Here is a 25,130-nt window from a genome sequence, read left to right as displayed (position 1 = left end):
AACGTGGATTATGAATGATTTAGTGATTTCTTTTGAAACAATAGGGATTGGAGATATTTCTAAAGTAGGAGGGAAAAATGCTTCTCTTGGTGAGATGTATCAAAAGCTTACTCCATTAGGAATTCGTATCCCCAATGGATTTGCAGTGACAGCGGTGGGATATAGACTTTTTTTAAAAGAAAATAAGCTCAATCAATCCATTCAGGAAAAGCTTTCCAAATTGGATCTAGATAATTTTTCCAATCTCCGTGAAGTTTCAGAGGAAATAAAGTCCTTGATTTTGCAAGGGAAGATTCCAGATAGTCTAGCTAAAGAAATTGTTCACTCTTACCAAAATATAGGAGGACCAAATCGTACAGATCCAGATGTAGCTGTGAGAAGTAGTGCGACTGCGGAAGATCTTCCTGGAGCTAGTTTTGCAGGATTACACGAGTCTTTTTTGAATATCAATGGGAAGCAGGAATTATTGAAAGCGGTCCGTTCCTGTTTTGCTTCTTTATATAATGGCAGGGCTATCAAGTATCGGCATGACAAAGGGTTTGATCATCTGGAAATTGCGCTCTCTGTGGGAGTTCAATTGATGGTCCGAGCCGATAAGGCCAGTAGTGGAGTTTGTTTTTCCATAGATCCTGAATCAGGCTTCACCCAGTCGGTTTTGATTACGGGTTGTTGGGGGTTAGGGGAAAATATCGTACAAGGAGCAGTCATTCCTGATGAGTTTTTGGTATTTAAGCCAAGTCTTGAAAAAGGTAAAAGAGCTATTCTTTCCAAGAAGGTAGGTTCAAAGACCAAAACCATGATTTATTCTGAGGATGGAGGAGTAGTCAATTTGGATACCAGTAAGGAAAAGCAAAAAGCTTTTGTATTGAATGATGAGGAAGTTGAAATATTAGGTCAATGGGCGATCAAGATTGAAAATCATTACGGGATGCCTATGGATATTGAATGGGCGAAGGATGGTTTTTCGGGTGACTTATTTATTGTACAAGCTAGACCGGAAACAGTGCATGCTGAAAAAGATCCTTATCTGCTGAAGGAATATTCTCTTGTAGAAAAAGGGGAATTGCTTTGTTCGGGATATGCAATTGGAGGAGGTATTACCTCGGGCAAAGTAAAAATCATTCTTTCGCCTACTGAGGCTGAGAAATTGGAGGAAGGTGACATTTTAGTCACTGAAATCACCAACCCAGATTGGGACCCTGTTATGAAAAAAGCAGGAGCAATCATAACAACAAAAGGGGGGAGGACCAGTCATGCCGCGATTGTGGCCAGAGAAGTGGGGGCTTTGGCAATTGTTGGAGCTGAAGGAGCTATGGAAACGCTTAGTAATGGTGATATGGTAACCTTGGATAATTCATCTGGGAAAATCGGGAAAGTGTATGAAGGAAAATTGAAATGGAAGACTACAGAACATGACTTTCATGGATTGACTCTCCCAAAAACAAAACCCATGTTTATTTTAGCTGATCCTGATAAAGCATTTAATCTTTCTTTTTTCCCAAACCAAGGAGTAGGCCTAATGCGAATGGAATTTGTAGTAAATAATAGCATTCGGATCCATCCAATGGCATTGGTGAATTTTGATCAATTGAAGGATAAAAAAGAGCAAGCACTGATTGAGGAATTGTGTGAAGGATACACTGATAAAAAAGAATATTTCATTGATAAACTATCCCAAGCTATTGGGACTATTTCCGCTGCATTTTATCCAAAAGATGTGATTTTAAGAATGAGCGATTTTAAGTCAAATGAATATGCCAATTTAATAGGGGGACACCAATTTGAATTTGATGAGGAGAACCCAATGATTGGATTTCGGGGAGCTTCCCGATATTACCATGAGCGCTACCGGGAGGGGTTTGCATTGGAATGTGCTGCGGTAAAAAGGGTGAGGGACAAGATGGGTTTAGAAAATTTAAAAGTGATGATCCCTTTTTGCAGAACTCCAGAGGAAGGGAGAAAAGTGGTCCAAATACTTCAAGAAGAGGGGATCAGGCAGGGAGAAAATGGATTGGAAGTTTATGTGATGGCGGAGATCCCTTCTAATGTGATTTTGGCACATGAATTTGCGGAGATTTTTGATGGATTTTCTATTGGATCCAATGATTTAACGCAACTCACTTTGGGAGTGGATAGGGATTCAGAGGTATTGAGTGAACTTTTTGAAGAGCAGAACCCAGCTGTCAAATGGATGATTTCAGAAGTAATTCGTGTGGCAAGAGCGGAAGGAAAAAAAATTGGATTATGTGGACAGGCTCCTAGCGACAATCCAGCTTTTGCACAATTTTTAATAGCTCAAGGAATAGATAGTATTTCTTTTAATCCCGATGCATTACTGAAAGGCATTGAGAATATGATTCAAGCAGAAACCCAAAATAAAACTCATAAAAATGAAAAAGTTGGAAAATAAAACGGCGGTTGTCACAGGAGCAGCTTCTGGAATGGGAAAAGCAATTGCTAGACTTTTTGCCTTAAATGGAGCAAAAGTAGTGGTGGTGGACTTAAATCCTGATGATGCTATGGATACTGCAGAAATGATCCGGATGGAAGGTGGTCATGCCATTGGATTAAAATGTGATGTATCCAATGAAAGTCAGGTCAAAAAAATGATTCATGCAGCCCAGTTGGAATTTGGTTCCATTGATATTCTTGTCAATAATGCAGGAATTATGGATGATTTTACCCCATTGGATAAGGTGACAAATGAACGCTGGGAGAAAGTAATGGGAGTCAATATCAACGGCCCTTTTTATGTTGCTAGGGAAGTAATCAATCCCATGCTAAAACAGGGAAAAGGGCTGATGATCCATATTTCCTCAATAGGTGGAACCCATGGGGCAAGAGCTGGTTTAGCTTATACAACTTCGAAGCATGCCCTTATTGGAATGAGCAGAAATATTGGGTTTATGTATGCAAAAAAAGGCATTAGAAGCAACGTCATAGCGCCCGGAGGAGTCAATACCAATATCATGCAGGATGCTTCACCCGATGAGGAAGGGGCCAAGCTTTGCAGTTCGGGAGCTGGCTCCATGCCAAGAATGGGAGAACCCGAGGAGATAGCTAAAATTGCCTTATTTCTAGCTACTGAGGATTCATCCTTTGTAAATGGAGAAGTCTTGACTGCAGATGGTGGATGGACTGCCTATTAAATGGACTGTCTATTTAGATTATCCTTTAATAATGGTAGTCAAGAATGATTGTATTGCTTCTGACCTACCTAGTGGTTCTAATAAGCAAATAATAAGGTTGATAGATACTGCCAAATAGGTAGCGGGATGCTTTAGTTTGTTAAACTTCCAGGCCGCAAGTAACAAAATACCTATAATGATTGCTTGTGTCAGATATATGGATGGCATTATTGGAATGTTTGGCCAATCATCAATCATAATTCCTATATGTAAATTTTGAATTCCACGTCCTAGCGCAGGCATCATGATTAAAAATACGGTAGAAGTTAGCCACCAAGCATGATCTTCCAAGGATTTTCGAGTGAGGATACTTTTTATGACAGCATAAATAAACGCCAGGATCATGATGATTTCAACAGATGCCACGCCAAAGAAAAACCAAGGTTCAAAAGGTCCAAACCTCTCTGGTTCTGCCATGGATAATTGAGTAGTTCTAATGTCTCTATACATCATGCTAAAGGCAGTAATCCCTACCCCACCTGCTAGGAACATTCCAATAATGCCATTGGTGCGGTGTTTTTCCAGCATGCCATGGGTTGCGTAGTAGGGTTGGATGATGAGGTAGATATACCAAATGGTTCCAGTGATGTAATGAATATGGACAGACCATGCGTTTTCAGTAAAATCTCCCCAATAGTCTCTGAAAATCCCCAACTGCATTAATACCAAAGGGATAATCATCCACTTATGCAAACTTTTATATTTTTCCATTCTCACAAAATATTTTGGTGACTAAACTGAATAGGAATTGAGACACGTTCTCCTCATAACTCACCAGAGGATCATTTTAAGTTTACTTGTAATGTGCAGATTCCTAATTGATTAAGCAGTTATTTGAAAAGGTGGTTAGTTTTCGGTATTGGGAAAAAGATTGCTTAATCAATAAATTTTGATTTTTTAAAATAAGTAGAAAATATAATTATTCAAACAATGAATTGTAATTAAAAGATTAATTATATACTTAATTTATTGGATGATTTTGGGTTTTTGAGCTTCGTTTTACTTGGGCTATTAATTCAAAGTAACCCTTCAATCACTTTTGGAAAATATTTATGTTCCAATTCATGTACTTTGGCAGCAATACTGTCGGGAGTGTCCAATTCATCAATAGCGGTGTGGGCCTGAAAAATTATTTTCCCTTCGTCATAATTTTCATTAACCAAATGTATGGTAATGCCGGTTTCTTTCTCTCCAGCTGCTTTTACAGCCTCATGAACATGAGCACCGTACATGCCTTTTCCTCCAAATTTTGGAAGTAATGCCGGGTGAATGTTAACCATGTGATTAGGGAATGCACGGGTAAGAGCATCTGGAATTTTTAGTAGGAATCCTGCCAAAATCACCCACTCAATTTGTTCTTCTTCCAGTTTTTTCAACAATACTCCCTCCTCCATTTCTTTTTTTGTAAAGGTGAAAGTGGGGACCTGAAACTTTTTTGCGCGCTCTAACACATATGCATCGGCCTTGTTGGATGCAACCAAAACTACTTTTGCTTTATCAGAGTTTTGAAAATGCTCCATGATTTTTTCGGCATTGCTACCACTTCCTGATGCTAATATGGCAAGACGTTTCAAGGGCTTTTGGTTTTAATCGAATACTGCGAAAATAATGGAATTCTCTCGGAAAGGAGCGAAGGGGCCAGGTGTTTTTTTAAAGAAATGGAATGATGATGAAAAATCTTCTGATGGCGATTAACTATAAATAAATATTGTATCTATTTAGTTTCCAGTCTGAATTTTCATACTTTTTAGTGCTTGATTCTTCGGTCTACTACAAACAAAATTGAAAGGTGACAGACTGTAAGCTGTTCATTGATAACTCCAAACTAATCCCTCACTTGTCCATTACCACGGATGACCCATTTATAGCTACAAAGTTCTTTTAAAGCCATTGGCCCTCTAGCATGTAGTTTTTGGGTGCTGATGCCAATCTCAGCTCCTAAGCCAAATTGAGCTCCATCTGTAAATGCAGTGGAGGTGTTTTCATAAACGGCTGCGGCATCTACTTCCAAAAGGAAACGATCGATGTTTTCTTGAGTATTCGATACGATGGCTTCCGAATGTTTGGAAGAATAAGTTGCGATATGGTCCAAGGCCTCATCTAAATTCGACACTGTTTTAATTGCTATTTTTAAACTGAGAAACTCCGTTCCAAAATGGGACTCTTCTGCTAAAGAAATGAGTTCATTTTTATTTAGTGCCTCCAAGGATTTTGGATCTGCAAATACTTGAACTCCTTTTTGAAGAAGAGGCGCTATCAAATCATTGAGATTTGGAAGAATAGACTCATGGACAATCAGGCAATCCAACGAATTACAAACACTTGGCCTTCTGGTTTTACTGTTTAGAATGATTGCCGCAGCTTTGTCTAAATCCGCTGATTCGTCGACATAAGTGTGAACAATTCCTGCCCCAGTTTCTATGACGGGTACTTTTGCATTTTCTCTAACAAAATTGATCAGACCCTGAGATCCTCTAGGTATAATGACGTCCACAAAGTCTATTGCTTCCAATAAGGCCTTGGTAGAAGCTCTTTCCGGCGGCAAAAGCTGAAATGCAGATACAGGCAAACCATGATTTTCAAGTACCTGATGAATAAGGCTCATAATTGCCCTGTTGGAATGATCCGCATCAGAACCTCCTTTTAATACTAAACCATTTCCAGATTTGAGGGCCAACGAAAAAACATCAAAGGTCACATTGGGTCTGGCCTCATAAATGATTCCTATCACACCAAGTGGAACTGTTATTTTCTGTAAGTCCAATCCATTTTCAAGGGTTTTGCTTTCCAACACCTGATGCAATGGACTAGGTAATGCGCTGACTTGTACCAGTTCACCTGCAATCCCTGCGATACGTTCTTCTGTCAACAACAGACGATCATACATGGGGTTTTCGGGGTCCATTCTTTGAAGATCTTTCTCGTTTTCTTCTAAAAGAAAAGGAGCATTTTCCACTGCTAGAACAGCTAAATTATGAAGTACAAAATTGACTTGATCATTCGTGATGCCAGTCAGTTTTCTTGCTCCCATTTTGACTTCTTCAAAGATGTGTTGGTACTCAGTCATAATCGAAAATATAGAGGTAATCGTAATGTATCAATGCTTTTTGATTTTTTTGGCCTATTCTTTCCAACGCTAATTTGCTGGAATATTCGGCTCTTCCCAGCCCTATTTTTCCCCCTTTTTCATCTTTGATCACTAAGATGTCACCTTTGGAAAATTCTCCTATTACTTGGGTGATCCCTATGGGCAGTAGGCTTCGAATCACTTCCGAATGGAGTGAGTTTTTGGCCCCTTCATTCACTATAAGTTCTCCTTTGTAATATTCAGTTCCATGTGCCAACCACTTTTTTACTCCTTGTTTAGCTCTCTTTGGTTCGAACCAAGTACAACGGAGTTTTTGGGAGGCAAATTCGTCTAACACCCCGTCTTTTTTGCCATTCGCAATGATTACCTGAATTCCCAAATTGGCAGATTTTTTTGCCATGGCGTATTTGGTGAGCATACCACCCCTCCCAAAAGAGGATTTGGTTGCGGAAATATACTTACTTACTTCCGGTAAGGTGGAAGAGACTTTTTCAATAAGTTTAGAGGATGGGTCTGAAGGGTTTCCTGTAAATATGCCGTCTACATTGGTTAACAGTAGCAGTGAATCGGCATTGATCATAGCTGCTGCTAAGCTTGCCAGTTCATCATTATCAGTAAACATCAATTCTGTGATGGTTACGGTGTCATTTTCGTTGATAATGGGGAGAATCCCTTGAGAGAGCAATGCCTGAATACAGTTTTTCATATTTAGAAAATGCTTCCTGTCCCGGAAATCCTCTTTTGTTACGAGGATCTGTGCCACCTCTTGACCATGTTTTTCGAACAGATTCTGGTATTGATTGATCAGTCTTACCTGACCAGTGGAAGACCAAATTTGTTTTTTAAAAACCGGGTTTAATTTTTTGGAAAGTGGGATGGCCTGTCTTCCAAACGCTACTGCACCGGAACTCACCAGTACTACCTTTTTGCCAGATTTGATGAGTCGATGAATTTGATTCACCAATTCCTCCATCCGTATCAAATCAGGAAGTCCGTTTTCCTGAGTTAATACATTAGAGCCTATTTTGATTACCAGAAGTTTGCTGTTCAGCATAATCTAAAAATTTGCCCGAAAATAGGGAAGTTGAAAGGGAATTGCTAAAAATTAATGAATGGAGATTTTTTGAATTGTAGTATTAGAAGGAAGTATTTGAATTAAAAACCATATAAAATGATTGGGATGAGTGCAATAAGCCGCAAAATAATCTAGAGCACTTTGACTGACTAAAGCAATCCCATACTTAAGGTTCCGACTAGCATCAGGACTTTTGCAAATGCACTGAGCTGGGTAAATTGGGATTTTCTGTCTGCATGATAAATGCGATACATAAATAAACCAAAGAACATTCCCATCACTCCAAAGTAATAGAATAAGTTTGGCGAGTTGATTTTAATGGCTACGACTAGGATGGAGATGACAAAAGACAAAGCAATGGCAAAAATCACTTTTTTGGTATTATGAAAGCCAATGACAATGGGTAAAGTCCTGCAGCCATGTTTTCGATCTCCTGGTCGATCTTCAATATCTTTAAGGATTTCCCTAATCAAGTTTAAAAAGAAGGCAAAAATCGCATAGGTTAAAATGAGCAATTCCGATTTTTGATAGTAGATGGCAATCATATAAATCGTGACTCCAGTCAAGAAAGCAACTGAAAGATTCCCAATAAAAGGTTCTCTTTTCAATCTGTTACTATAAAGCCAAAGTAGAAATGCTGCAAAGAAATTCACCAAGCCAATGGAAGGGGAGACTAAAAACCCTAATCCGATTCCTGTAAAGTTAAGAATGGTGTGTAGGAATATTACCACCCTTCTTTTAATACCTTTTCCCACAACCACTTCATTTGGGCGGTTGACATAGTCAATTTTCACATCATAATAATCATTGATCATGTACCCAGCAGCTGCAATAATAACCGTAGAAAATACCATTAAATATAAATGGTAATCCCTCAGTACCGGGAGACCTGAATGGGAAGTATTTACCAAAAAATAGGCCGTCATAATTTGGGCAAAAGCAACCATGAGCAGGTTGATAGGCCTGCTTATTCGAAATAAACCTCCGAATGAAATGGTCCGGTCCATGCTTATTGCATCCATACTCCAAAAATAGTTTAATTCAGTTCATTAACTCACTATTTACTAGAGGAATACTAAGAAAACGGTTCCGAAATTTTTAAGGTTTTTAAATTTCAGATTTATTGTCAGTTAAGTTTCTATGTATGAGGCTTTAAGCTCAGTCTTTTCTCAGACAAGGGTTGAGGATAAGGAGGCTATTCCTTCTTGTAATTGACTGAACTCTGTCTTTTCCTATTTACTTCTAATTGTAAAACATCAGGTCTGGAATAGTGTCCAACCGGATCAAAGTTTTGTCTTTCTTCCAATACTCGGTTAAAGTCCAATGTTTCAATCAAGAGGCCTTCTTGAAGGGGAACCGGTTCAAGTATCCATTTCCCATCTGGACCTGCAATACAAGAACCTCCGTCTGCCAAGATTTCTGGGGAATTTTCTAATATGGTTTCCAGGTGTGGGGTTTCTTTTGGAAAGTCTGTTGATCTCATCAAGCTGGATACTGAAATAACAAAAGATCTACTTTCCTGGGCGATCATTCTGGTAATATTTTCTGTATTTCTTACAGCCCCCGGCCAAACTGCAATGTGAAGGTTTTCTCCCAATCCGTAAAGTGCTGTTCTAGCTAAAGGCATCCAGTTTTCCCAGCAATTAAGTCCTCCCACTGTAAACTCTTTTAAAGAGTGTACCTGAAGACCATTGCCATCTCCTGGAGCCCAAGTCAATCTTTCTTCATAGGTGGGTTGAAGTTTTCGGTGTACCGATTTGATTTCACCGTATTGGTCGATATAAACCAAACTACAATAGATACTGTGTCCTCCGCGGTCGGTTGGTCTTTCGATAATTCCTAGATAGACAGCTATTCCATATGTTTTTGCAAGTTCTTGGATCTCAATAAGGTCTCCTGATTCTATCTGAACTGCATTTCGCAAGTAATGAGCATGAATTTCTTTTTGGGTTTGGTTATCCCAAGCTGATCCGTTGGTGATGGATAACCAAAATGGATATCCTGGAACAAGTCCCTCTCCAAAAATGACTAATTCACATTTATTCTCTGCAGCTTCTAGGATTGCTGACTTTACTTTTTCTAAGGTTTTATGTTTATCCAACCAAACAGGGGCAATTTGTGCCAAGGCTACTGTCAAAGAATTTTTCATGTGAAAGTGTTTGCATGAAATTAATAGAATAGCAATTTAAATACATTGAAATTGATCAAAACAAAAAAAGCGACCCATTTTTGGGCCGCATTTTTATCTATCTAAACCAACTTATTAACTAACTATTTACCACTTCAGGCTCTACATCTACTAGTGCAACAGCACCATGAATGGCTGTTTCGTCTAGTTCTGAAAGAAGAATCTGTAAATTTTCAAGTACAGTAGGGTACAAGAATGTGGATAATGTTTTATATAAAGAATCCTTAAACAAAGGATATGATTTTCTGATTGATCCGCCAAGTACGATGGCTTCAGGGGCTAATGCATATAATATATGCTTGATGAGCTCTCCTAAATGATGTCCATATTCTTCAAAGGCTTTGATGGCGTTCTTGTCTCCTGCCATGGCTAGCTTTGCAAGGGCTTTGGGTTTCTGGTGATAGAAATTATGAAAGAATTTGCCACTGCAATAAAATTCATAATTATTATCTAAGTAAGGAGCGCTGCACCATTCCCCAGCAGCAGAAGTGACTCCACTGTAAAGTTGTCCGTTGATCACGATACCTCCACCTACGCCTGTACCTAGTGTAATGCCAACCAGATTTTTAAACTTCTTTCCAACACCATACTTATGAACTCCCAGGGCAAAGCAATTTGCGTCATTATTTATGAAAACAGGTTTTCCGAATTTTTGGAAAACAAATTTTCTCAATTCTACATGCTGAAATGCCGGGATGTTTGCAAGACCGAGTACAATTCCTTCATCAACATTTACCAAACCAGGGATTCCTATGCCAATACCTTCAATATCATGATGTAAATAGGATTCGATAAACATGGCAATGGTTTCTAATATATGATCTTTATCTTGATCAGCAGGGGTTGGTATTGACCGAATATCTTCTAGATGTCCTTTGATCAATACACCACCTTTTATGCCTGTGCCTCCGATGTCCAATCCCAAAATGGCCTTTTCCATTCGATTTGGTTTACTGTTTTGGTTTAAGGTTTGATAAAAGGAATGTTATTGATGCATCAGTAACATTCCTTATGGCTTTAAGTTTAAAGGCAGGGCTAATTAAAGCATGCCTTCGATTGATTTTTCAAGCTCTCTTGCAGTTGCAAGGAATTCTTCTACGTTCATGTCTCTAAAGAAAATCAAACCATGACTAGATCTAACTTTAGCTCTTTCATGCTGATAGAAGTAATTTTTACCCAATAGCAACTGTATGTCATTCAGTTGGTTAACCCAGGTTCTTTTGGCGACTGTACTGAATTTCCCATTGTGAGAATAGCTTGGGAACGAAGCGTTTACTTGGCTTAAGTAACAGTTTGCAAAGGAATCTTCCATGACGGACATGTCTCCAAGTGAAACTGGTACGATTACATTAGCCTCATGAGGTTCAAATTTAAACCAAACGTTTCTGTAACCAATAATCCTCAAGTTACTGATATCTTTTTCTTCTCCCCATTGGCGAACAGCTTCTGCAGTCGCTTGTAATACTTTATAGTGGGTGTCAGGACCAGAACCTTCAGGATCGAGTGTTAAACTAATCTTTGTTGGATTGATTTTTCGGAACATTTCCACGATCGGTTCTACGTCTCGCTTTTTGTCCGGTTGTTCTGTGAAAATATCCCCAGTGTAGAATCCAAGTCTTAAGTGATGCACATTTTTAACTTGAACCCCAAAGTGGGCCCATACTAATTCCTCTTCAAACTCACGGATCATTCCTTTTAGCTTTTGAATCTTAGATGGGTTTTTCTCTCCATCATAGCTGTTTTTCAAAATGCTAATTACTTCATTGATGGTTTCTCTTAACTGCGTGGTGTTTTTTACTCCAAATACAATCACCAATGCTCTAACCACTCTGTGGCATAGACCTCGTACTCTTTCATCAGCTCTTTCTGATGCCACATTGGTTAAGAAATGATAGACATCTTTATCTGTTTTTAGACTATACCCAATTTCAAAGAAGTCTTCGAAATTAACCATCTGGATCCTATTTTCATCCAATAATTTTTTGGTTTGCTGTAAGGTGTCTATTACAAAGGTGTTGGTTACAGCAGTAAAACCTGAAGTCAATACTGAGAAATGGGCTTCATTAGTCGGCTCATGAAGCTGATTCGTGATATGTGGTAAGATCCCTAATGAGATATCGTCATGGTGAGGACCGGTATGAAGTAATACTTCGTCTGTCTCTTGTTCCAGACCTTTGGCTAACTTCGCCTCCGTACTTTTCATGACCTGGTTTACTGTATCTTCAGAAAGTTCAGGGATCATTCGAGTGTATTTGTCAGCTTTCAGGTCAGAAAGCTTCACTCGATGTCCGTATTTTCCAATTTTCTTACATAGGTCAATTACCGCTCTTTCAGTCTTCTCCCAAGTCCATTCTCCTTTTTCATAATAAGCATCTACGGAGTCAGTTAATTTGACGGCAGCTCCTTTGGTTAGATAGAACCTTCCGTTTTTAAGCTTTTGAAGAACTGTTCCAGGGAAAACGTTGTCCAATGGGGTTTCTAGTGAATCTTTTACAATTCCTGCTTTTGCTTCACCTGCAGCAATAATAATCGCCACTGCTTCTGGGTTGTACACAATGGTGTCCAAACCAATGGTGATAACCAGTCTGTTAGCAGATATTTCGATACCTCCCAAGTCGCCCGCAGCTACTGCCTGAGTTTCAAAGTTGGTTTCTGTCAATCTAGTGACAGAGAAAATATGGGAACCTCTGGTATTAAAAGCAATGTGTCCATCAGGACCAATTCCTCCTAGGAAGAAACCTATACCTCCTTTATCTCTGATTTTTTGCTCATAATCTCCACACCATTTATCGATTAAATAGATCGATTCTTGTTGAAGTTTTTCTAGATCATTTTCTGGATCTCTGAATCTAAGAGATAAATCTACTTTCAAGTCTGGGAATACCTCTTTATAGGTTAATCCTTTCGCCAAAGGAATCTCATCAGAGTTGATCAATATTGCGTTTTCTTTTGCTAAACCGAATCCCTCTATGTAAAATTTATTTACATAGTGATAGAAACTATTTTGTTGCTCAGAAGAGATTGGATAAAACTCATCAATTTGGACAAATGTCAAATCCTTTAAAACTGGCTTTTTGCAGTTTCCTAATCCATACTTCTCTCGAACATCTTTACCTTTTTTGTTATCCCAATTGTCCAATAAGAATTGAGTCCATTTGATAAAGAATTCTGGTGATTTACCAGTGGGTAAGCTGATAACTCCTTTTGGGTTTTCAGAAACCCATTCTAGAAAACGGCATGCAGTTAGCAAACCAAGTTTCGGGAAATTATCAACGGTTAAATAGGGAATAAGAGTGCTGATTTTCTCAATCCCGGATTCCTTTAGAAAACTTTTTTCTACTTCTGAAAGTGGGTACTTACTTAGCATGCTATTAGAACAGGTTAGGTATAGTTGGGAATAATAAAATTATATTCATTTAAATCCAAATAATATTCAGTTAAACGTAAGTGTGAATCGTGATAACTTTGATTTGACTTATTATTTAAAAATAAAATTTGGTGTGTAGTAGATTGGATTATTCAATCTCTTACTAAACAAATTTAAAAAAAGTTTTTGAATAAAAAGCACTTTAATAAAAATTTTATAAAAGTATTCGTGTTTCTCTACAAAGACCTAGTAAAAGCCAATTTGATTCTGGCTTGGAATTCTTCGATTACCTTAAAAATTTCCAAAAGAGTGACGGACTGAACTTTTGTGATTTGATCGATAATTAAAAAGTTTTTTGGTTTTTCCTTCTTTTCTAGGATCAAGTGAGATTGATTTTCTAATCGAAGTGCCATCAAATAATCAAATGCATGAATTAATTCTTGGGCCTCTTTATCTGAGAAAACTCCTTTATCTCTAAGGAGCTCAATCCTTCGATTGGTGTTTGTTTCAAAAACTCGATATTTTAAGGCATAGACTCTAGCCAAGTCTACTATAGGGCGCATGATCTGTTTTAAATTTACCTGCCTTTCTCCATCAATGGTTTCGGTTTTAATTTTTCTGAAAAAAGTAATGGGAGGTTCGTATTGGAGAGCATTGTACCCTAAGTTGATGTAAAATTTCTCAGGGGCTTGTTGAAGTTGGAAATCCATGTATTCTTTGAGGTTTTCCAGCAATGAATTTTCTCCATAGATCGCTCTGCAATCAAAAAAAGTAGCGTAATTCATCGCTGTTTCTTGGGAGGCATCCTGAATCCAACTTTCATAATTTCTTTTCCAATGGGAGAGGGAGTGTGTCCATTTAGGATTCATGGCCATCAGTTCTCCTTCACAGAAGACGATTCCGATTTCATTCAATGCCGTAGAAACCCGGGTAGCAAAATCCAAAAAATATGTCCTGACCTCTTCCCGGTGTTCGTTGGCTTTATCTTCATATATAATCGCATTATCCTGATCGGTCTTCAAAGTCAATTCTCCTCGACCTTCACTGCCCAAAACAAAGAACACGAATTTTGCTGGAGCAGGACCAATTTCCTTAAATACCCGCTCAATAACTCTCTGGGCAATGGTGTCTACTACCGTAGTGATGATTTGATTGACGATCCCTGCTTTCATTCCTCTGGACAAAAGGAGGTGAATAATTTCAGGCATTCGGTTCCATTTTTCTGCAAGTTCCGGAATTTGTCTTGCCTCTTTTACAGATTGGATAAACATGAAAGGACCTTGGGATTGTTCGGTCAGTATTTTTGTTCTACTGATCCAACCCACATAATTCCCCTTCTCTTCCACCAATAAATAGCGGGACTTGGTTCGGAACATCAACATCAAGGCTTCTACCAAATATTCCTTTGGGCTGATCGTTACCATATCAGACTCCATAATTTCTGAAACAGGAATGGTTGCGGACAGTTGCTTTGCAAGTAATTGGTCTCTTAATGTAATATCTGTAACATATCCTACGATCTGGTCTGGGGATGTTCCTATAAACAAGCAACTCACTTTTTCCTTGGCCATTTTGGCTGCACATTCAAAAACAGGAGTTTCTGGTGAGGCCAACCTTAAGTTTCGAAAGTGAAGATCACTTACTTTTTTTGAGTAAAAATGGTCAGTGACAACAGGAGCGGAAAAATCCATTTTGTAAAAATTTTGAAGGTTTGAAAATAATTAATTTTCCTAACTTGGGTTTATGCTAATTATCGTTACAGGAGTTTCAGGTACAGGTAAAACTACCATTGGAAAAGGCCTTTCAAATCATTTCAATTTACCATTTTTTGATGCAGATCACTTCCATCCTCTTGAGAATATAGAAAAAATGAGTAATGGCTTTCCTCTGGATGATGAGGACCGATTACCTTGGCTTCAAGCTTTGGCAAATCAATTAGAAGAATCTGAAAAATCTGGAGGAGCTGTTTTGGCTTGCTCTGCTTTGAAGCAATCCTACCGGGATATTTTACAGGTGAATGATCAGGTAAAATGGATACATCTGGAAGGGGATAGGGATTTGATTTGGGAACGGATGTTGGCCAGGAAAAACCATTACATGAAAGCAAGTATGCTAGATTCTCAGATTGCTACCTGGGAAGAACCAGATTTTGGGCTCAAATTGTCCATTGCCAATACCCCAGAAAAAATGATTGAAGAAGCAATCGCTTACATTCATGATTAGAAAAGCCGTTGGTCTCAATGGAATAAAAAGAGTTGCATACAATTTTTGAATACACGAACTTAATTGTGAATCCAATCTAACCTGCTATGAAACATCTTGCTTTATTTCTTGCAATCTGTCTTTTACCCCTTACGTACACCACCGCTCAAGTTCAGGTCATTCAAAATGTCCATGTGCTTAGGATGGAAGATGATTCCATCTTGGAAAATCAGGCGATTCTAGTAGAGAATGGGAAAATTGTGGATGTTATTCCTATGATTGAAGTGTCTAAACGTCCCATTGAAAAAGTAATTGAAGGAAATGGAGCATACGTATATCCAGGACTTGCAGAGTTTCATTCCCATATTCCAGTGGCTCAAAATGGAAATACGCAATTACAAGAGGAAGCTATGTGGCTTTATCTGGCAAATGGGGTATTAAGAGTTCGAGGAATGATCGGGCATGCTTCACACTTGCCTTTAAAGGCTAGGATTGAAGAAGGAACTTTACCAGGCCCTCGATTATTTCTTTCAGGCCCCTCATTTAGCGGAGGTTCTGTTTCATCTCCGGAACAAGCTGCACAAATGGTCAGAGATGAAAAAGCAGCAGGATATGATCATCTGAAACTCCATCCAGGATTAGAGATGGATGAATTTTTGGCCATCGCAAAAACTGCGAAGGAATTGGATATTCCATTTGGAGGGCATGTTTCCTTAGATGTTGGGCTTAAAGCCAGTTTGGAAAATGGATATAAATCCATTGAGCATATGGATGGGTATGTGGAAGCCTTATTGCCTGACTATTCTAAAGTTTTTGATTCTAAGAAGGCTGGTCCTTTTACCATGCTGTTGGTAGGAGAAGCTGATATGGGTAAACTTCCTGAACTTGTTCAATTGAGCTTGGACCATAAGGTTTGGATAGCACCTACTTTGACCTTATTTGATCGGTATTTTGGATCAAAGCCCGCGGAAGAATACAGAAATATTCCTGAAATGAAATACATGTCTGCCGCCCAAGTGCAGAACTGGATCAATGCAAAAATTCCCTATGAGGAAGCTGGAATTTTGACTAAGGAAAATGTGCAACCTTATCTGGATTTTCGAAACAAATTATTGATGATTTTGCATCAAGCTGGAGTTCCAATTTTAATGACTTCAGATTCCCCACAGGTTTTCAATGTCCCTGGATTTTCCATACATCATGAAATCGAGTTGATGTCAAAAGCAGGCATGTCAAATTATGAAATTCTAAAATCTGGCTCCGTCAATCCTGCATTGTATTTCGAGGAGGAAGGCCAATGGGGAGTGATCAAAAAAGGAGCCTCAGCAGATTTTGTGATGGTAAAGGGGAACCCATTGGAAGATTTAGAAACCTTGAAAATGCCCATCGGGGTGATGATGAAAGGAGCGTATTATGATAGAAACAGGTTAGATCAGGAGTTGGCCAAAATCGAGTCTAACCATCAACGATAAATTCAAATAGTTCCTATTTACCCAAACCCAACAAAATCCATGCATCGAATAATAAATAAATTCTACTGGCTGGTAGTATTTGTATTGATAATTGCCTGTCACAATAAACCCACAGACCAAACTGAAATGGAGGAGGCTAAAAATATAAACTTTGAAATGAAAGTGGAAAAAGTTGGGGAATGGGAAGGCAAGGGTGTTTTCAAGTACGATTTGGATAATGGATTCATGCAGGTTCAAATGACCAATTTTGGAGGAATTATCTCAAGGATACTTGTTCCTGATAAGGATGGGAATTTAGAAAATATAGTATTGGCATTGGATAGCATTCCGCAATATTTTACAGGAAATGGGCCTTATTTAGGTGCGGCAGTCGGACGTTATGCCAATAGAATCGGAGGGGCCTCATTTGATCTGGATGGAGTGACTTATGAGATCACCAAAAACCTTGGAGAAAATCATTTGCATGGCGGAAGAAAAGGTTTTGGGGTACAAGTATGGGATGCTGAATCCTATGATACCGATCAATCGATTGGTGTCAAGATGTATTATCTAAGCAAAGATGGAGAAGAAGGTTATCCCGGAAATCTAGATACTTGGTTGTACATGGAATTGACCGCTGATAATGAATTAAAAGTCAGGTTTGAGTCTACTACCGATCAAAAAACAGTCGTGAATTTGACCAATCATAGTTATTTCAATCTAGGAGGGATCACAAGGGACGTGAGGGATCATGAAATACAGATTTTTGCACAATCTTATACAGAGACAGATGATCAATTGATTCCTACAGGAAATTTACTGAATGTGGAAAATACTCCTTTGGATTTTCAAACCCCAAAAAATCTAGGGGACCAAATGGAATTGAATGGAGGTGGATATGATCATAATTTTGTGACCAAAAAAGAAAACTCTTCGGATTTGATAGGAATTGCAAAAGTAAAGCATCCGGAGACCGGTCGAGTGATGGAAGTATTTAGCACGGCACCTGGTGTTCAATTTTATACGGCCAATGGAATGCGGGATTTTAAGGGGGCTGATGGAAAAGTGTATCAACCATTTTGGGCATTTTGCCTAGAGCCACAAACTTGGCCTGACAGCCCTAATAAACCCAGCTTTCCTACTGCTTCCTTGGCTCCTGGGGAAAAGTATGTTCACGAAATTGTGTACCGGTTTGAAGTCAAAGAGCAAGCAAAAAATTAGTTGATGGTTTAGAGGTTTTTAGTAAGTTTAATGGGTAAAACAATACCCCATTTAAAAACAAGCGAACACTACTAGCATTTGTCATGGATGCTATTTTTTTACCTCTATCCGGATTAGCCCAAAAAAATCCAATTAAAAAAAGTTGCTGATTTGGAAATTGAGATCCTGGTACCTGTTGGTATTCGAGATTATGATCCTGTCAAAGATGTTTGTCTTGGCTATGTCGATAAAGGCTCCGATGGTGTGGGGTTGGCAATTTTTGATGCCCAGGGTAAAATTATTATCAGTAAAGTCAGAAGAGGAGAAGGATCCAATGATTATTCTTCCTCTGCTTTGACGATGGGACTCGGAGCAGATGGGAATATTTGAGGTCAGACTTATTTGCTGCTTCTGAAAAATGACCGGGAATTTAATTTGATCAAGAGAATTCTATATAAGCCAAAAGTTACCACAGTGGTTTACTCCGGGCCAAATGAACGGTTTATCCCTTTGTTAGAAAGAGGAGTGTTTCAAGGGAAAGTTGAAAAGAAATCGCCTTCAGTTATAATTCAAATTGCTTAGCCAAACAATAGAATTTTGGTCAAAGTAAGTGAAGGAGAAGAGGAACTGGATGATATTGCTTTTGAGATTTGGGAAATCATGGAGGGCTGAGTTGGAGAAATGGATGAATAGCGCAATTGTTTCTACATTATGAACAATTAATACCCATGACAAAAATTGATTATCGCCTGTAAATGGCAATTAGGGGTTAGGTATAGGTATTGTAAGTAGAATGGGTAACAAATAACCAACTATACTAACTATGAAAATCAATTTTCAAAAAACTACAGTGAACAGGCTAAGAGTGTCAGGAGCCGTATTGATGGCCGCATTTACTATTGGAGGATTGTCATCCTGCAATAATGAGGATGATGAACCAATTGTGGATACCGTCAGTCAGCAGGATATGAACTTTGCTATTTCAGCATCTCAGCAGGCTAATGCACAAATCAGTTTTGGGCAATTGGCCTTGGAAAATGGGGAAGATGATTCTGTATTGGAATATGCTCAACTGATTGCAGATTCGAATACAAATAGTAAAGCAGAGTTGGAAGCCTTAGCAGATGGCAAGAAAGTGGAAATTTCAGATGGAATTACTTCTGAAATGCAAGCAAGATATGACGAATTGGCTGCGCTCCAAGGAGAGGAATTTGATAAGGAGTTTATCAATTTTCAAATCGATTTATTAAATAACTCCATGTCCATGTATAAAAATCAAATTGATAATGGAGAGAATTTCACCATTTCAGGTTATGCCGAAAAAAACCTGGCAATAGTCAAAGATCATAAAGCGGAAGCCATTTTGGTAAAAGCTGAAATTGGTCTGGAAGGATTGTAAAATTAGCTTCCTTAACAATTAAAAAAGGTCCTCAGAAAGTTTTTGAGGACCTTTATTCTTCTTTACAATTAGATTTTGTTAAAGGTCTACACTGAGTCTTCCGATTGCTTTCCATTCTCCCATTAAATGCTTTACCGCGACTCGTTGGGTGGCATCGAAGGATTGGTAGGCTAGGATTACGCTTGAGTAGATAGATAGATCTCCAAATTGCCGTAATGCCAAGGGGTTTCCAAAGAGGTACAAAATACTCGGTTTTTCATGTGCCAATTGCTGAATTTCCTCCAGATCATTTTTATCCAGCCCAAAATGGTTCATTGGTTTAGCAGATGGAACAAAAACAGGGATAATCAAGAGCTCAGATTTTTTATCGGAGATTTCCGCAAGATTTCTGCCGAAAGCTTCATGTAATAAAGTTTCAAAAGTCGTAGTAGGACCAGATGGGAAGGAACGAAGCCCTAAATTACCTGATTCCCCCAAATCTCTGATTTTAATGGGGTTGATTTCTCCTTCTAGTTGACAAAGGAATTCTTTTGAAAGCTTCTCCATGAACTTGTCATGATTTTCCCAATTGAAATTGGGAACCTCAATGGTTTTTCGTTCCAACACTCCCAATTGCTGTTTCAGGTCCTGGATTTTTTGATAGGCACTTTCAATATCTTCTTTTTTGCCTCTTTCTAAAATAAATTGAATTCCTTCTTTGACATGATCAGAAAAGCATAAAATATCGTTTCCTGCCTGAAAAGCTTCCCATTCTAATTGACCTGGATTGGGGAAAAGATTGGCTACTGCCTTCATGTTTAATGCATCAGAGATTACCAATCCCTTAAATCCCATTTCGTTTTTCAGCAGATCAGTAATAATATCCCGACTGATGCTAGCTGAAATTTCAATATTTCCACTTAGTGCTGGAACTGCCAGATGTCCTACCATAATCATTTCCACATCATGGTCGATTCCATATTGAAAGGGGTATAATTCTTCGGCTACTAATTCCTGTTTCGTTTTATTTACCACAGGCAATCCTAAATGAGAATCCACATGGGTGTCACCGTGACCTGGAAAGTGTTTTAAGCAAGCCCCGATACCTGCTTTTTTCAATCCTTTGTAAGCAGCTAAGGCAAGTCGAGCTACGGAATTAGGGTCAGAACCAAAAGACCTATAGCCTATGACAGGGTTGGAAGGATTGGTGTTGACATCTGCGCAGGGAGCTAAATTAAGATGAATACCTGCGCTTTTTAGATCAAGCCCCATTTTGTAATGGACCTCTTCTACTTGCTTTTCCCCCTCTTGACTAATTCCGCCCAAGGAGATGGCAAATGGGTATGCAGGCGTCTGTTCGATCCGCATTGCCAAACCAAATTCACCATCAATGGATATGATTAAAGGGATGTTGGAAGCCTCCTGATATCGGTTGATGAGCTCTACCAATTTTTCTAAAGTACCTGAAACGTTTAAAACTTCCTGTCTTTTCTCAAAGTTGGCAGCAGCTGAAATACGACTATGAAAAAAGGTCAATCCACCTATTTCTTCCTTTCGGATCAGATTCTCCAAGGCTTGGTGATTTTCTTCCGTATCATGAATAAATGCCGCAGGGAAGAAAATCTGGGCTATTTTTTGCCTATTGGTTAGCGTGGGGTTCATTCGTCAATTTCAGGTTTATGTGCTTTTTTTACTCGATAGCCGCTTATTTCAAATCTACCGGTTTTAGTTGAAAGTTTGGGAGAAAGTTTTATTCCGTTTTCTTCCCAAACTCTTTAGGGTATTTTACGGATTTTGCCATGATTATGGCCGGAATCATCGCAATTCCAACCCAAATAAAGAATCCTGTGTATCCTAACCATTCCTGAATATATCCTGAAACCATACCAGGAAACATCATTCCCATTGCCATAAATCCAGTGGCTAAAGCGTAATGAGAAGTTTTAAAAAGCCCCTCCGCCAAATAAATCAAAAAGATCATATAAGCCGCAAAGCCAAATCCATATCCAAATTGTTCTATGACGACGACTGTTCCAGCAAATACGATGTTTTCTGGTTGAAAGTGGGCCAAAGCGATGTAAAGTAAATTGGGAAGGTTTAGAGACAGTGCCATAGGGATCATCCATTTTCCCAATCCATTTTTCGAAATAGCAATACCTCCTAAGATCCCTCCTAATAATAATGCAATCACCCCGATGGTTCCATAAAGAAAACCTACCTCGGAAGTGCTTAATCCCAATCCACCTGTTTGTCGACCTTCCAATAAAAATGGGGAGGCCATTTTTACCAATTGAGATTCTCCCAACCGATACAGCAAGACAAAGGCTAATGAAATTCCAATATTCTTTTTTGTAAAAAACGTACTGAAAACCATGGCAAAACTCGCTTCTTTTTTAATCTTATCCTTGGATTCCTCTTCTACTCTTGGAGTAGTTAAAAAATTAACGGCGGTAAGTAGCAACATTAATCCCCCGACTATAATCATGGTGTAGGACCAAGCCTTACTATTATCCCCCAAACTTGTCTCCAGATACCCAGCAATAATGACGATCAAGCCTTGTCCGGTGATCATACCTATTCTATAGAATGTCCCTCTCAGTCCCACAAAGAAGCTTTGTTGATCGGGTTTAAGGGCAATCAAATACATCCCATCTGAAGCGATATCATTAGTGGCGGATGCGAATGCCCCCATCCAGAAAAAAGCAAGAGAGATGAAGAAAAACGAAGTACCAGATGTATTGAGCCCTACCCCGATGAACACCAAGGCCAATACCAATTGCATGTATAAAAACCATTTTCTTTTGGTACCTATTAAATCAATGATAGGGCTCCAAATGGGCTTGATTACCCAAGGTAAATACAATAGACTGGTGTACAACCCGATGTCACTATTGGAAACCCCAAGCTTTTTATACATAATCACGGAGACTACAATGATCACAATGTAGGGTATCCCTTCGGTCATATAAAGGGAAGGAATCCAAAGCCATGGGTTTTTGGGTTTATTTTGTGTCATTATTGCGAATCAAATTTTCATATACACTGATTTCTGAACCATCTATTACTTTGGCTCCCACCGTTTTTTGGTAAAAATCTTCAGGCCCTACTCCTCCAATTATTCCATAGATGTACCCCATTTCCCGAAGAGACTCTAAAGATTTGATCAAAAGTATTTTGCCTATTCCTTTTCCTCTTTCTGATTCTTTGGTACCTGTTGGGCCAAAAAAGTTTTTTGCTGTAGCCTCATAACAGGCAAAGCCCAGGATTTCATTTTCTCTTTGGGCTAGATAACAACTCACTGGTTGCCTGGAAAATGAAACCTCTACTTCTGACTTCCAATAGGCTTTAAAATGATCTAAAACCCAAGAAGTGACAAAATGCTTTTCCGGAGCGATGGCTCTACGAAAGACAATGTTTTCCTTTTTGGCAAGTTGTTTTTCTAAATCGGAACAATCCGGTAATCCAATCAATCTGACAAGCATATCTTTCATCGCAGAATTTTTTAAGGTACCTGGTAGACTTGCGTTTGAACTATTCTACCGTAATGATCTATCCACCTTATGGCAAGATACTTTGTATTTAAACTGGAAACTTCTAATGCTCTTGCTCTCATTCCTCCTACCCAAACAGGGTGTATTTCTGAATCAGCAAGCTGGACTAACTCATTTGCTCCTTGTACTAAGGCATAGCGTATCGCAGGGTCCAAAGGCTTCTCCAGATGGATTTTTGTCAACAATTGATCTGCTGTAATGTCCAATACCAAAGGGATGTCAATAATGGCTGGAGTTTTGGGTTGGAAAGCTGGCGGTAATGTGGTTTCTTGATAGAGCTCATTTTTTAGAGTTTGAGCCACGTCCTGATTTTTGATCAAAAGTGATTTGGCTGAGAAGAAGGCATTTCCCTGTACATTGGGAATGGTTCTAGTATAAGAAATTTGATCAGGAATCTCTCTAGGGTTGTCCCAAGCTTTATCTGCATTGTCCCGGATTTTATAAGGACCATTTCCTATATAAATATTCGTTTGATGGCTATTGTTTGACCACCAATCATTCAATTTTCTATAGCTAGCCAATTCATAGTCCATGCTCCAATAGACTTGTGGGATCAAGTAGTCTATCCACCCATTTTTCATCCAAGTGATTGGGTCCGCAAAAAGATCGTCATAATTAGTTTGCCCTGCCCTGGTAGGGGAACCCTTAGGGTCTTTATCTTGATTTCTCCAAACCCCAAAAGGGGAGATTCCAAATTGAACCCAGGGTTTAGTAGCCTCAATAGTCTTATGAACAGCAAAAATTAAATCATTGATATTTTGTCTTCTCCAATCTTCTAAAGTTTGACCTGGAGATTTAAATTGATTGAACGTACTGATATCTGGAAAATACTGATTTTCCACTTTGTAAGGATAAAAATAATCATCGAAGTGAACGGCATCTAAATCGTAATTGGTAACCAATTCCTTGATGACAGAAGTTAAATGAGATTTGACCTCAGGAAGTCCCGGATTGTAATAGTATTTGGTCCCGTATTTCAGCATCCAATCCCGATGGAGATTATAATCATGCGAGGGACTTAGTAATTCTGTTTTCAAATCAAAGGTGGCGCGGTAGGGGTTCAGCCAGGCATGAAACTCCATACCTCGAGCATGTGCTTCTTTAATCATCCAAGTCAATGGATTTTCCGAAGTTTCAGGGGCTTTTCCTTCTTTCCCGGTTAGATATTTGGACCATGGAGCGAGATTACTTGGGTAGAAAGCATCTCCTGCAGCGCGAACCTGGACAATGACTGCATTGAAATTTAAGGACTTGTAGTAGTCTAGAAGTTTTAGAAAGTCAATTTTTTGCTTTGCAAAAGAATCTGACGGTGATGTAGGCCAATCGATGTTAGCCACAGTAGCGATCCAGACTCCTCTAAATTCCCTAGGGATCTCCGGTAATTGATAATTCAATGGTTGCAAATGAACTGCTATCGGAGAGGTTTTCTTTTCTGGGAATTGGTCTTTGGGGCTTGGGGTTGAAGTTCGGGGTAACTCTTTCTTAGTAGTATCAGTCCCAATTTTTTTTGATTTACAGCTAGCAAAAGCAAAGATGGAAATCAGTAAAATGTAAAGAAAATAATGGGTGTTCCGCATAAATAATCGCGAGGTAATCAAAGCGAAGGTATAGGTTTCAAATTCAAGTCAGAGAGGTTTTTTCGAAGCTTTTCCATAAACTCAACTCCCGGGTCTGTTTTCACAGTTCTATAATCAGGGTCATATTCTTTCCATAAGTCAGTTTCTTGGAAATTTTGATATTCATAATGACCTATAACATACTCGATTTCATACTTTTTTCTCAAATGCCGGATGAGCATTTCATTGGCTTTCAGTTGTTCCTTTGTTAATGGGTCATTTGGACCACCAATATTTTCTATTCCAATGGCGGTGTAATTTAGACCAATGGTATGCCTTGCAAAAGTGGTTTCTGGTAAAAGTCTAAAAATTGTGCCATCCCGATCAATTAAAAATTGACTCGAAACATTCAGATTGCTTGCTCCGGTAAGATCTGCTCTTCCTCCTAAGGTAGGAGAATCAAACACATCAAAGGTAGATTCAATGGAATTGACAGCAGTCCAATGAACGACCACCATGGTGGGATTGATAGTGGCTTCTGTTTGATCCAAGCCATGCCTTTCTTTCAAGTAGTTGAGTGAAAGCTCTTCGCGCTCCTGATTCCAAGTAATTGGTTTTTCAAAGATTCGAAAAGTAGATTTAGAGCTACAGGAAATTGAGGCGATGAGGAGTATACAAAATGGTAATTGCTTCAAAAGTCTCATAATAATCAAACTTGAAATTAGGATTAGATATTGCTTAAAGAACCGGGATTTCTGACATGAATTTAAGGATGATTGCTGATCGCCGAAATATGTAAGCTAAACTAGTAGGAAATTAGGGTAATCAGGGTATTGAGGCGCAATTATTTGCTGTATTTTTCAGATTCCTGATAATCTTGCATGGT

At 38.8% G+C, this 25,130-nt stretch carries 21 protein-coding genes; 7 read left to right on the top strand and 14 right to left on the bottom strand.

Features of this window, described 5'->3' with window-relative positions:
* The first annotated feature begins 10 nt into the window (after window positions 1-10).
* Window positions 11-2,410, top strand: a complete 2,400-nt coding sequence (ppsA, locus tag JYB62_RS18395) for a phosphoenolpyruvate synthase (protein WP_205646863.1) — start codon at window positions 11-13, stop codon at window positions 2,408-2,410.
* A complete protein-coding gene (locus JYB62_RS18390; protein WP_205646862.1) occupies window positions 2,391-3,149 on the top strand; it encodes a glucose 1-dehydrogenase in 759 nt (252 codons plus the stop codon). Before ppsA ends, JYB62_RS18390 begins: the two co-directional genes overlap by 20 nt.
* A gap of 18 nt (window positions 3,150-3,167) precedes the next feature.
* On the opposite strand, the gene JYB62_RS18385 is transcribed toward JYB62_RS18390, so the two are convergent.
* From JYB62_RS18385 to JYB62_RS18345, 9 genes are all read right to left on the bottom strand, one after another.
* Window positions 3,168-3,899: a hypothetical protein gene (locus JYB62_RS18385; RefSeq protein ID WP_205646861.1), complete on the bottom strand. Its 732-nt coding sequence runs from the start codon at window positions 3,897-3,899 to the stop codon at window positions 3,168-3,170.
* A 305-nt stretch (window positions 3,900-4,204) separates the two neighbouring features.
* The gene (gene purN, locus JYB62_RS18380; protein WP_205646860.1) at window positions 4,205-4,762 is read right to left on the bottom strand and encodes a phosphoribosylglycinamide formyltransferase; all 558 of its coding nucleotides are present in this window, start codon (window positions 4,760-4,762) and stop codon (window positions 4,205-4,207) included.
* A gap of 251 nt (window positions 4,763-5,013) precedes the next feature.
* Window positions 5,014-6,255 (bottom strand): glutamate-5-semialdehyde dehydrogenase, encoded by a 1,242-nt coding sequence (locus tag JYB62_RS18375; RefSeq protein ID WP_205646859.1) that lies wholly within the window; start codon window positions 6,253-6,255, stop codon window positions 5,014-5,016.
* Entirely contained in the window at window positions 6,248-7,330 is a 1,083-nt protein-coding gene (gene proB, locus JYB62_RS18370) for a glutamate 5-kinase (protein WP_205646858.1), read from the bottom strand. Before proB ends, JYB62_RS18375 begins: the two co-directional genes overlap by 8 nt.
* Window positions 7,331-7,500: 170 nt before the next feature.
* A complete protein-coding gene (locus JYB62_RS18365; protein ID WP_243431636.1) occupies window positions 7,501-8,373 on the bottom strand; it encodes a geranylgeranylglycerol-phosphate geranylgeranyltransferase in 873 nt (290 codons plus the stop codon).
* A gap of 173 nt (window positions 8,374-8,546) precedes the next feature.
* Window positions 8,547-9,500 carry a carbon-nitrogen hydrolase family protein gene (locus JYB62_RS18360; RefSeq protein ID WP_205646857.1) on the bottom strand — a complete coding sequence of 318 codons (954 nt, stop codon included), beginning with the start codon at window positions 9,498-9,500 and terminating at the stop codon, window positions 8,547-8,549.
* Between the two features lie 118 nt (window positions 9,501-9,618).
* The gene (locus tag JYB62_RS18355; protein ID WP_205646856.1) at window positions 9,619-10,479 is read right to left on the bottom strand and encodes an ROK family protein; all 861 of its coding nucleotides are present in this window, start codon (window positions 10,477-10,479) and stop codon (window positions 9,619-9,621) included.
* 99 nt (window positions 10,480-10,578) lie between these two features.
* Window positions 10,579-12,906: a PIG-L family deacetylase gene (locus tag JYB62_RS18350; RefSeq protein ID WP_205646855.1), complete on the bottom strand. Its 2,328-nt coding sequence runs from the start codon at window positions 12,904-12,906 to the stop codon at window positions 10,579-10,581.
* Between the two features lie 236 nt (window positions 12,907-13,142).
* Entirely contained in the window at window positions 13,143-14,597 is a 1,455-nt protein-coding gene (locus tag JYB62_RS18345; RefSeq protein WP_205646854.1) for a DUF294 nucleotidyltransferase-like domain-containing protein, read from the bottom strand.
* A gap of 52 nt (window positions 14,598-14,649) precedes the next feature.
* On the opposite strand from JYB62_RS18345, the gene JYB62_RS18340 reads away from it, so the two are divergent.
* The 5 genes from JYB62_RS18340 (at window position 14,650) to JYB62_RS18320 (ending at window position 19,158) form a co-directional block, all read left to right on the top strand.
* Entirely contained in the window at window positions 14,650-15,129 is a 480-nt protein-coding gene (locus JYB62_RS18340; RefSeq protein WP_205646853.1) for a gluconokinase, read from the top strand.
* Window positions 15,130-15,215: 86 nt separating this feature from the next.
* Window positions 15,216-16,580, top strand: a complete 1,365-nt coding sequence (locus JYB62_RS18335) for an amidohydrolase family protein (RefSeq protein WP_205646852.1) — start codon at window positions 15,216-15,218, stop codon at window positions 16,578-16,580.
* A gap of 39 nt (window positions 16,581-16,619) precedes the next feature.
* Window positions 16,620-17,780, top strand: a complete 1,161-nt coding sequence (locus JYB62_RS18330) for an aldose epimerase family protein (RefSeq protein WP_205646851.1) — start codon at window positions 16,620-16,622, stop codon at window positions 17,778-17,780.
* Window positions 17,781-17,930: 150 nt separating this feature from the next.
* Complete coding sequence (locus tag JYB62_RS18325; protein WP_205646850.1) at window positions 17,931-18,149, top strand: hypothetical protein; 219 nt, start codon at window positions 17,931-17,933, stop codon at window positions 18,147-18,149.
* 433 nt (window positions 18,150-18,582) lie between these two features.
* Window positions 18,583-19,158 (top strand): DUF4142 domain-containing protein, encoded by a 576-nt coding sequence (locus tag JYB62_RS18320; RefSeq protein WP_205646849.1) that lies wholly within the window; start codon window positions 18,583-18,585, stop codon window positions 19,156-19,158.
* A 78-nt stretch (window positions 19,159-19,236) separates the two neighbouring features.
* On the opposite strand, the gene JYB62_RS18315 is transcribed toward JYB62_RS18320, so the two are convergent.
* From JYB62_RS18315 to JYB62_RS18295, 5 genes are all read right to left on the bottom strand, one after another.
* Entirely contained in the window at window positions 19,237-20,799 is a 1,563-nt protein-coding gene (locus JYB62_RS18315; RefSeq protein WP_205646848.1) for a glycoside hydrolase family 3 protein, read from the bottom strand.
* 88 nt (window positions 20,800-20,887) lie between these two features.
* Window positions 20,888-22,153, bottom strand: a complete 1,266-nt coding sequence (locus JYB62_RS18310; RefSeq protein WP_205646847.1) for an MFS transporter — start codon at window positions 22,151-22,153, stop codon at window positions 20,888-20,890.
* Window positions 22,140-22,628 carry a GNAT family N-acetyltransferase gene (locus JYB62_RS18305; RefSeq protein ID WP_205646846.1) on the bottom strand — a complete coding sequence of 163 codons (489 nt, stop codon included), beginning with the start codon at window positions 22,626-22,628 and terminating at the stop codon, window positions 22,140-22,142. The genes JYB62_RS18310 and JYB62_RS18305 overlap by 14 nt, the downstream gene beginning before the upstream one ends.
* Before the next feature lie 11 nt (window positions 22,629-22,639).
* Window positions 22,640-24,082, bottom strand: a complete 1,443-nt coding sequence (locus JYB62_RS18300; RefSeq protein WP_243431635.1) for a glycoside hydrolase family 10 protein — start codon at window positions 24,080-24,082, stop codon at window positions 22,640-22,642.
* Between the two features lie 200 nt (window positions 24,083-24,282).
* The gene (locus JYB62_RS18295) at window positions 24,283-24,948 is read right to left on the bottom strand and encodes an N-acetylmuramoyl-L-alanine amidase (protein WP_205646845.1); all 666 of its coding nucleotides are present in this window, start codon (window positions 24,946-24,948) and stop codon (window positions 24,283-24,285) included.
* Window positions 24,949-25,130: the final 182 nt, after the last annotated feature.

Origin of the sequence: Algoriphagus lutimaris (assembly GCF_017051705.1) — a bacterium.
Taxonomy (GTDB): Bacteria; Bacteroidota; Bacteroidia; order Cytophagales; family Cyclobacteriaceae; genus Algoriphagus; species Algoriphagus lutimaris.
This window is presented reverse-complemented; position numbering and strand designations above follow the sequence as displayed.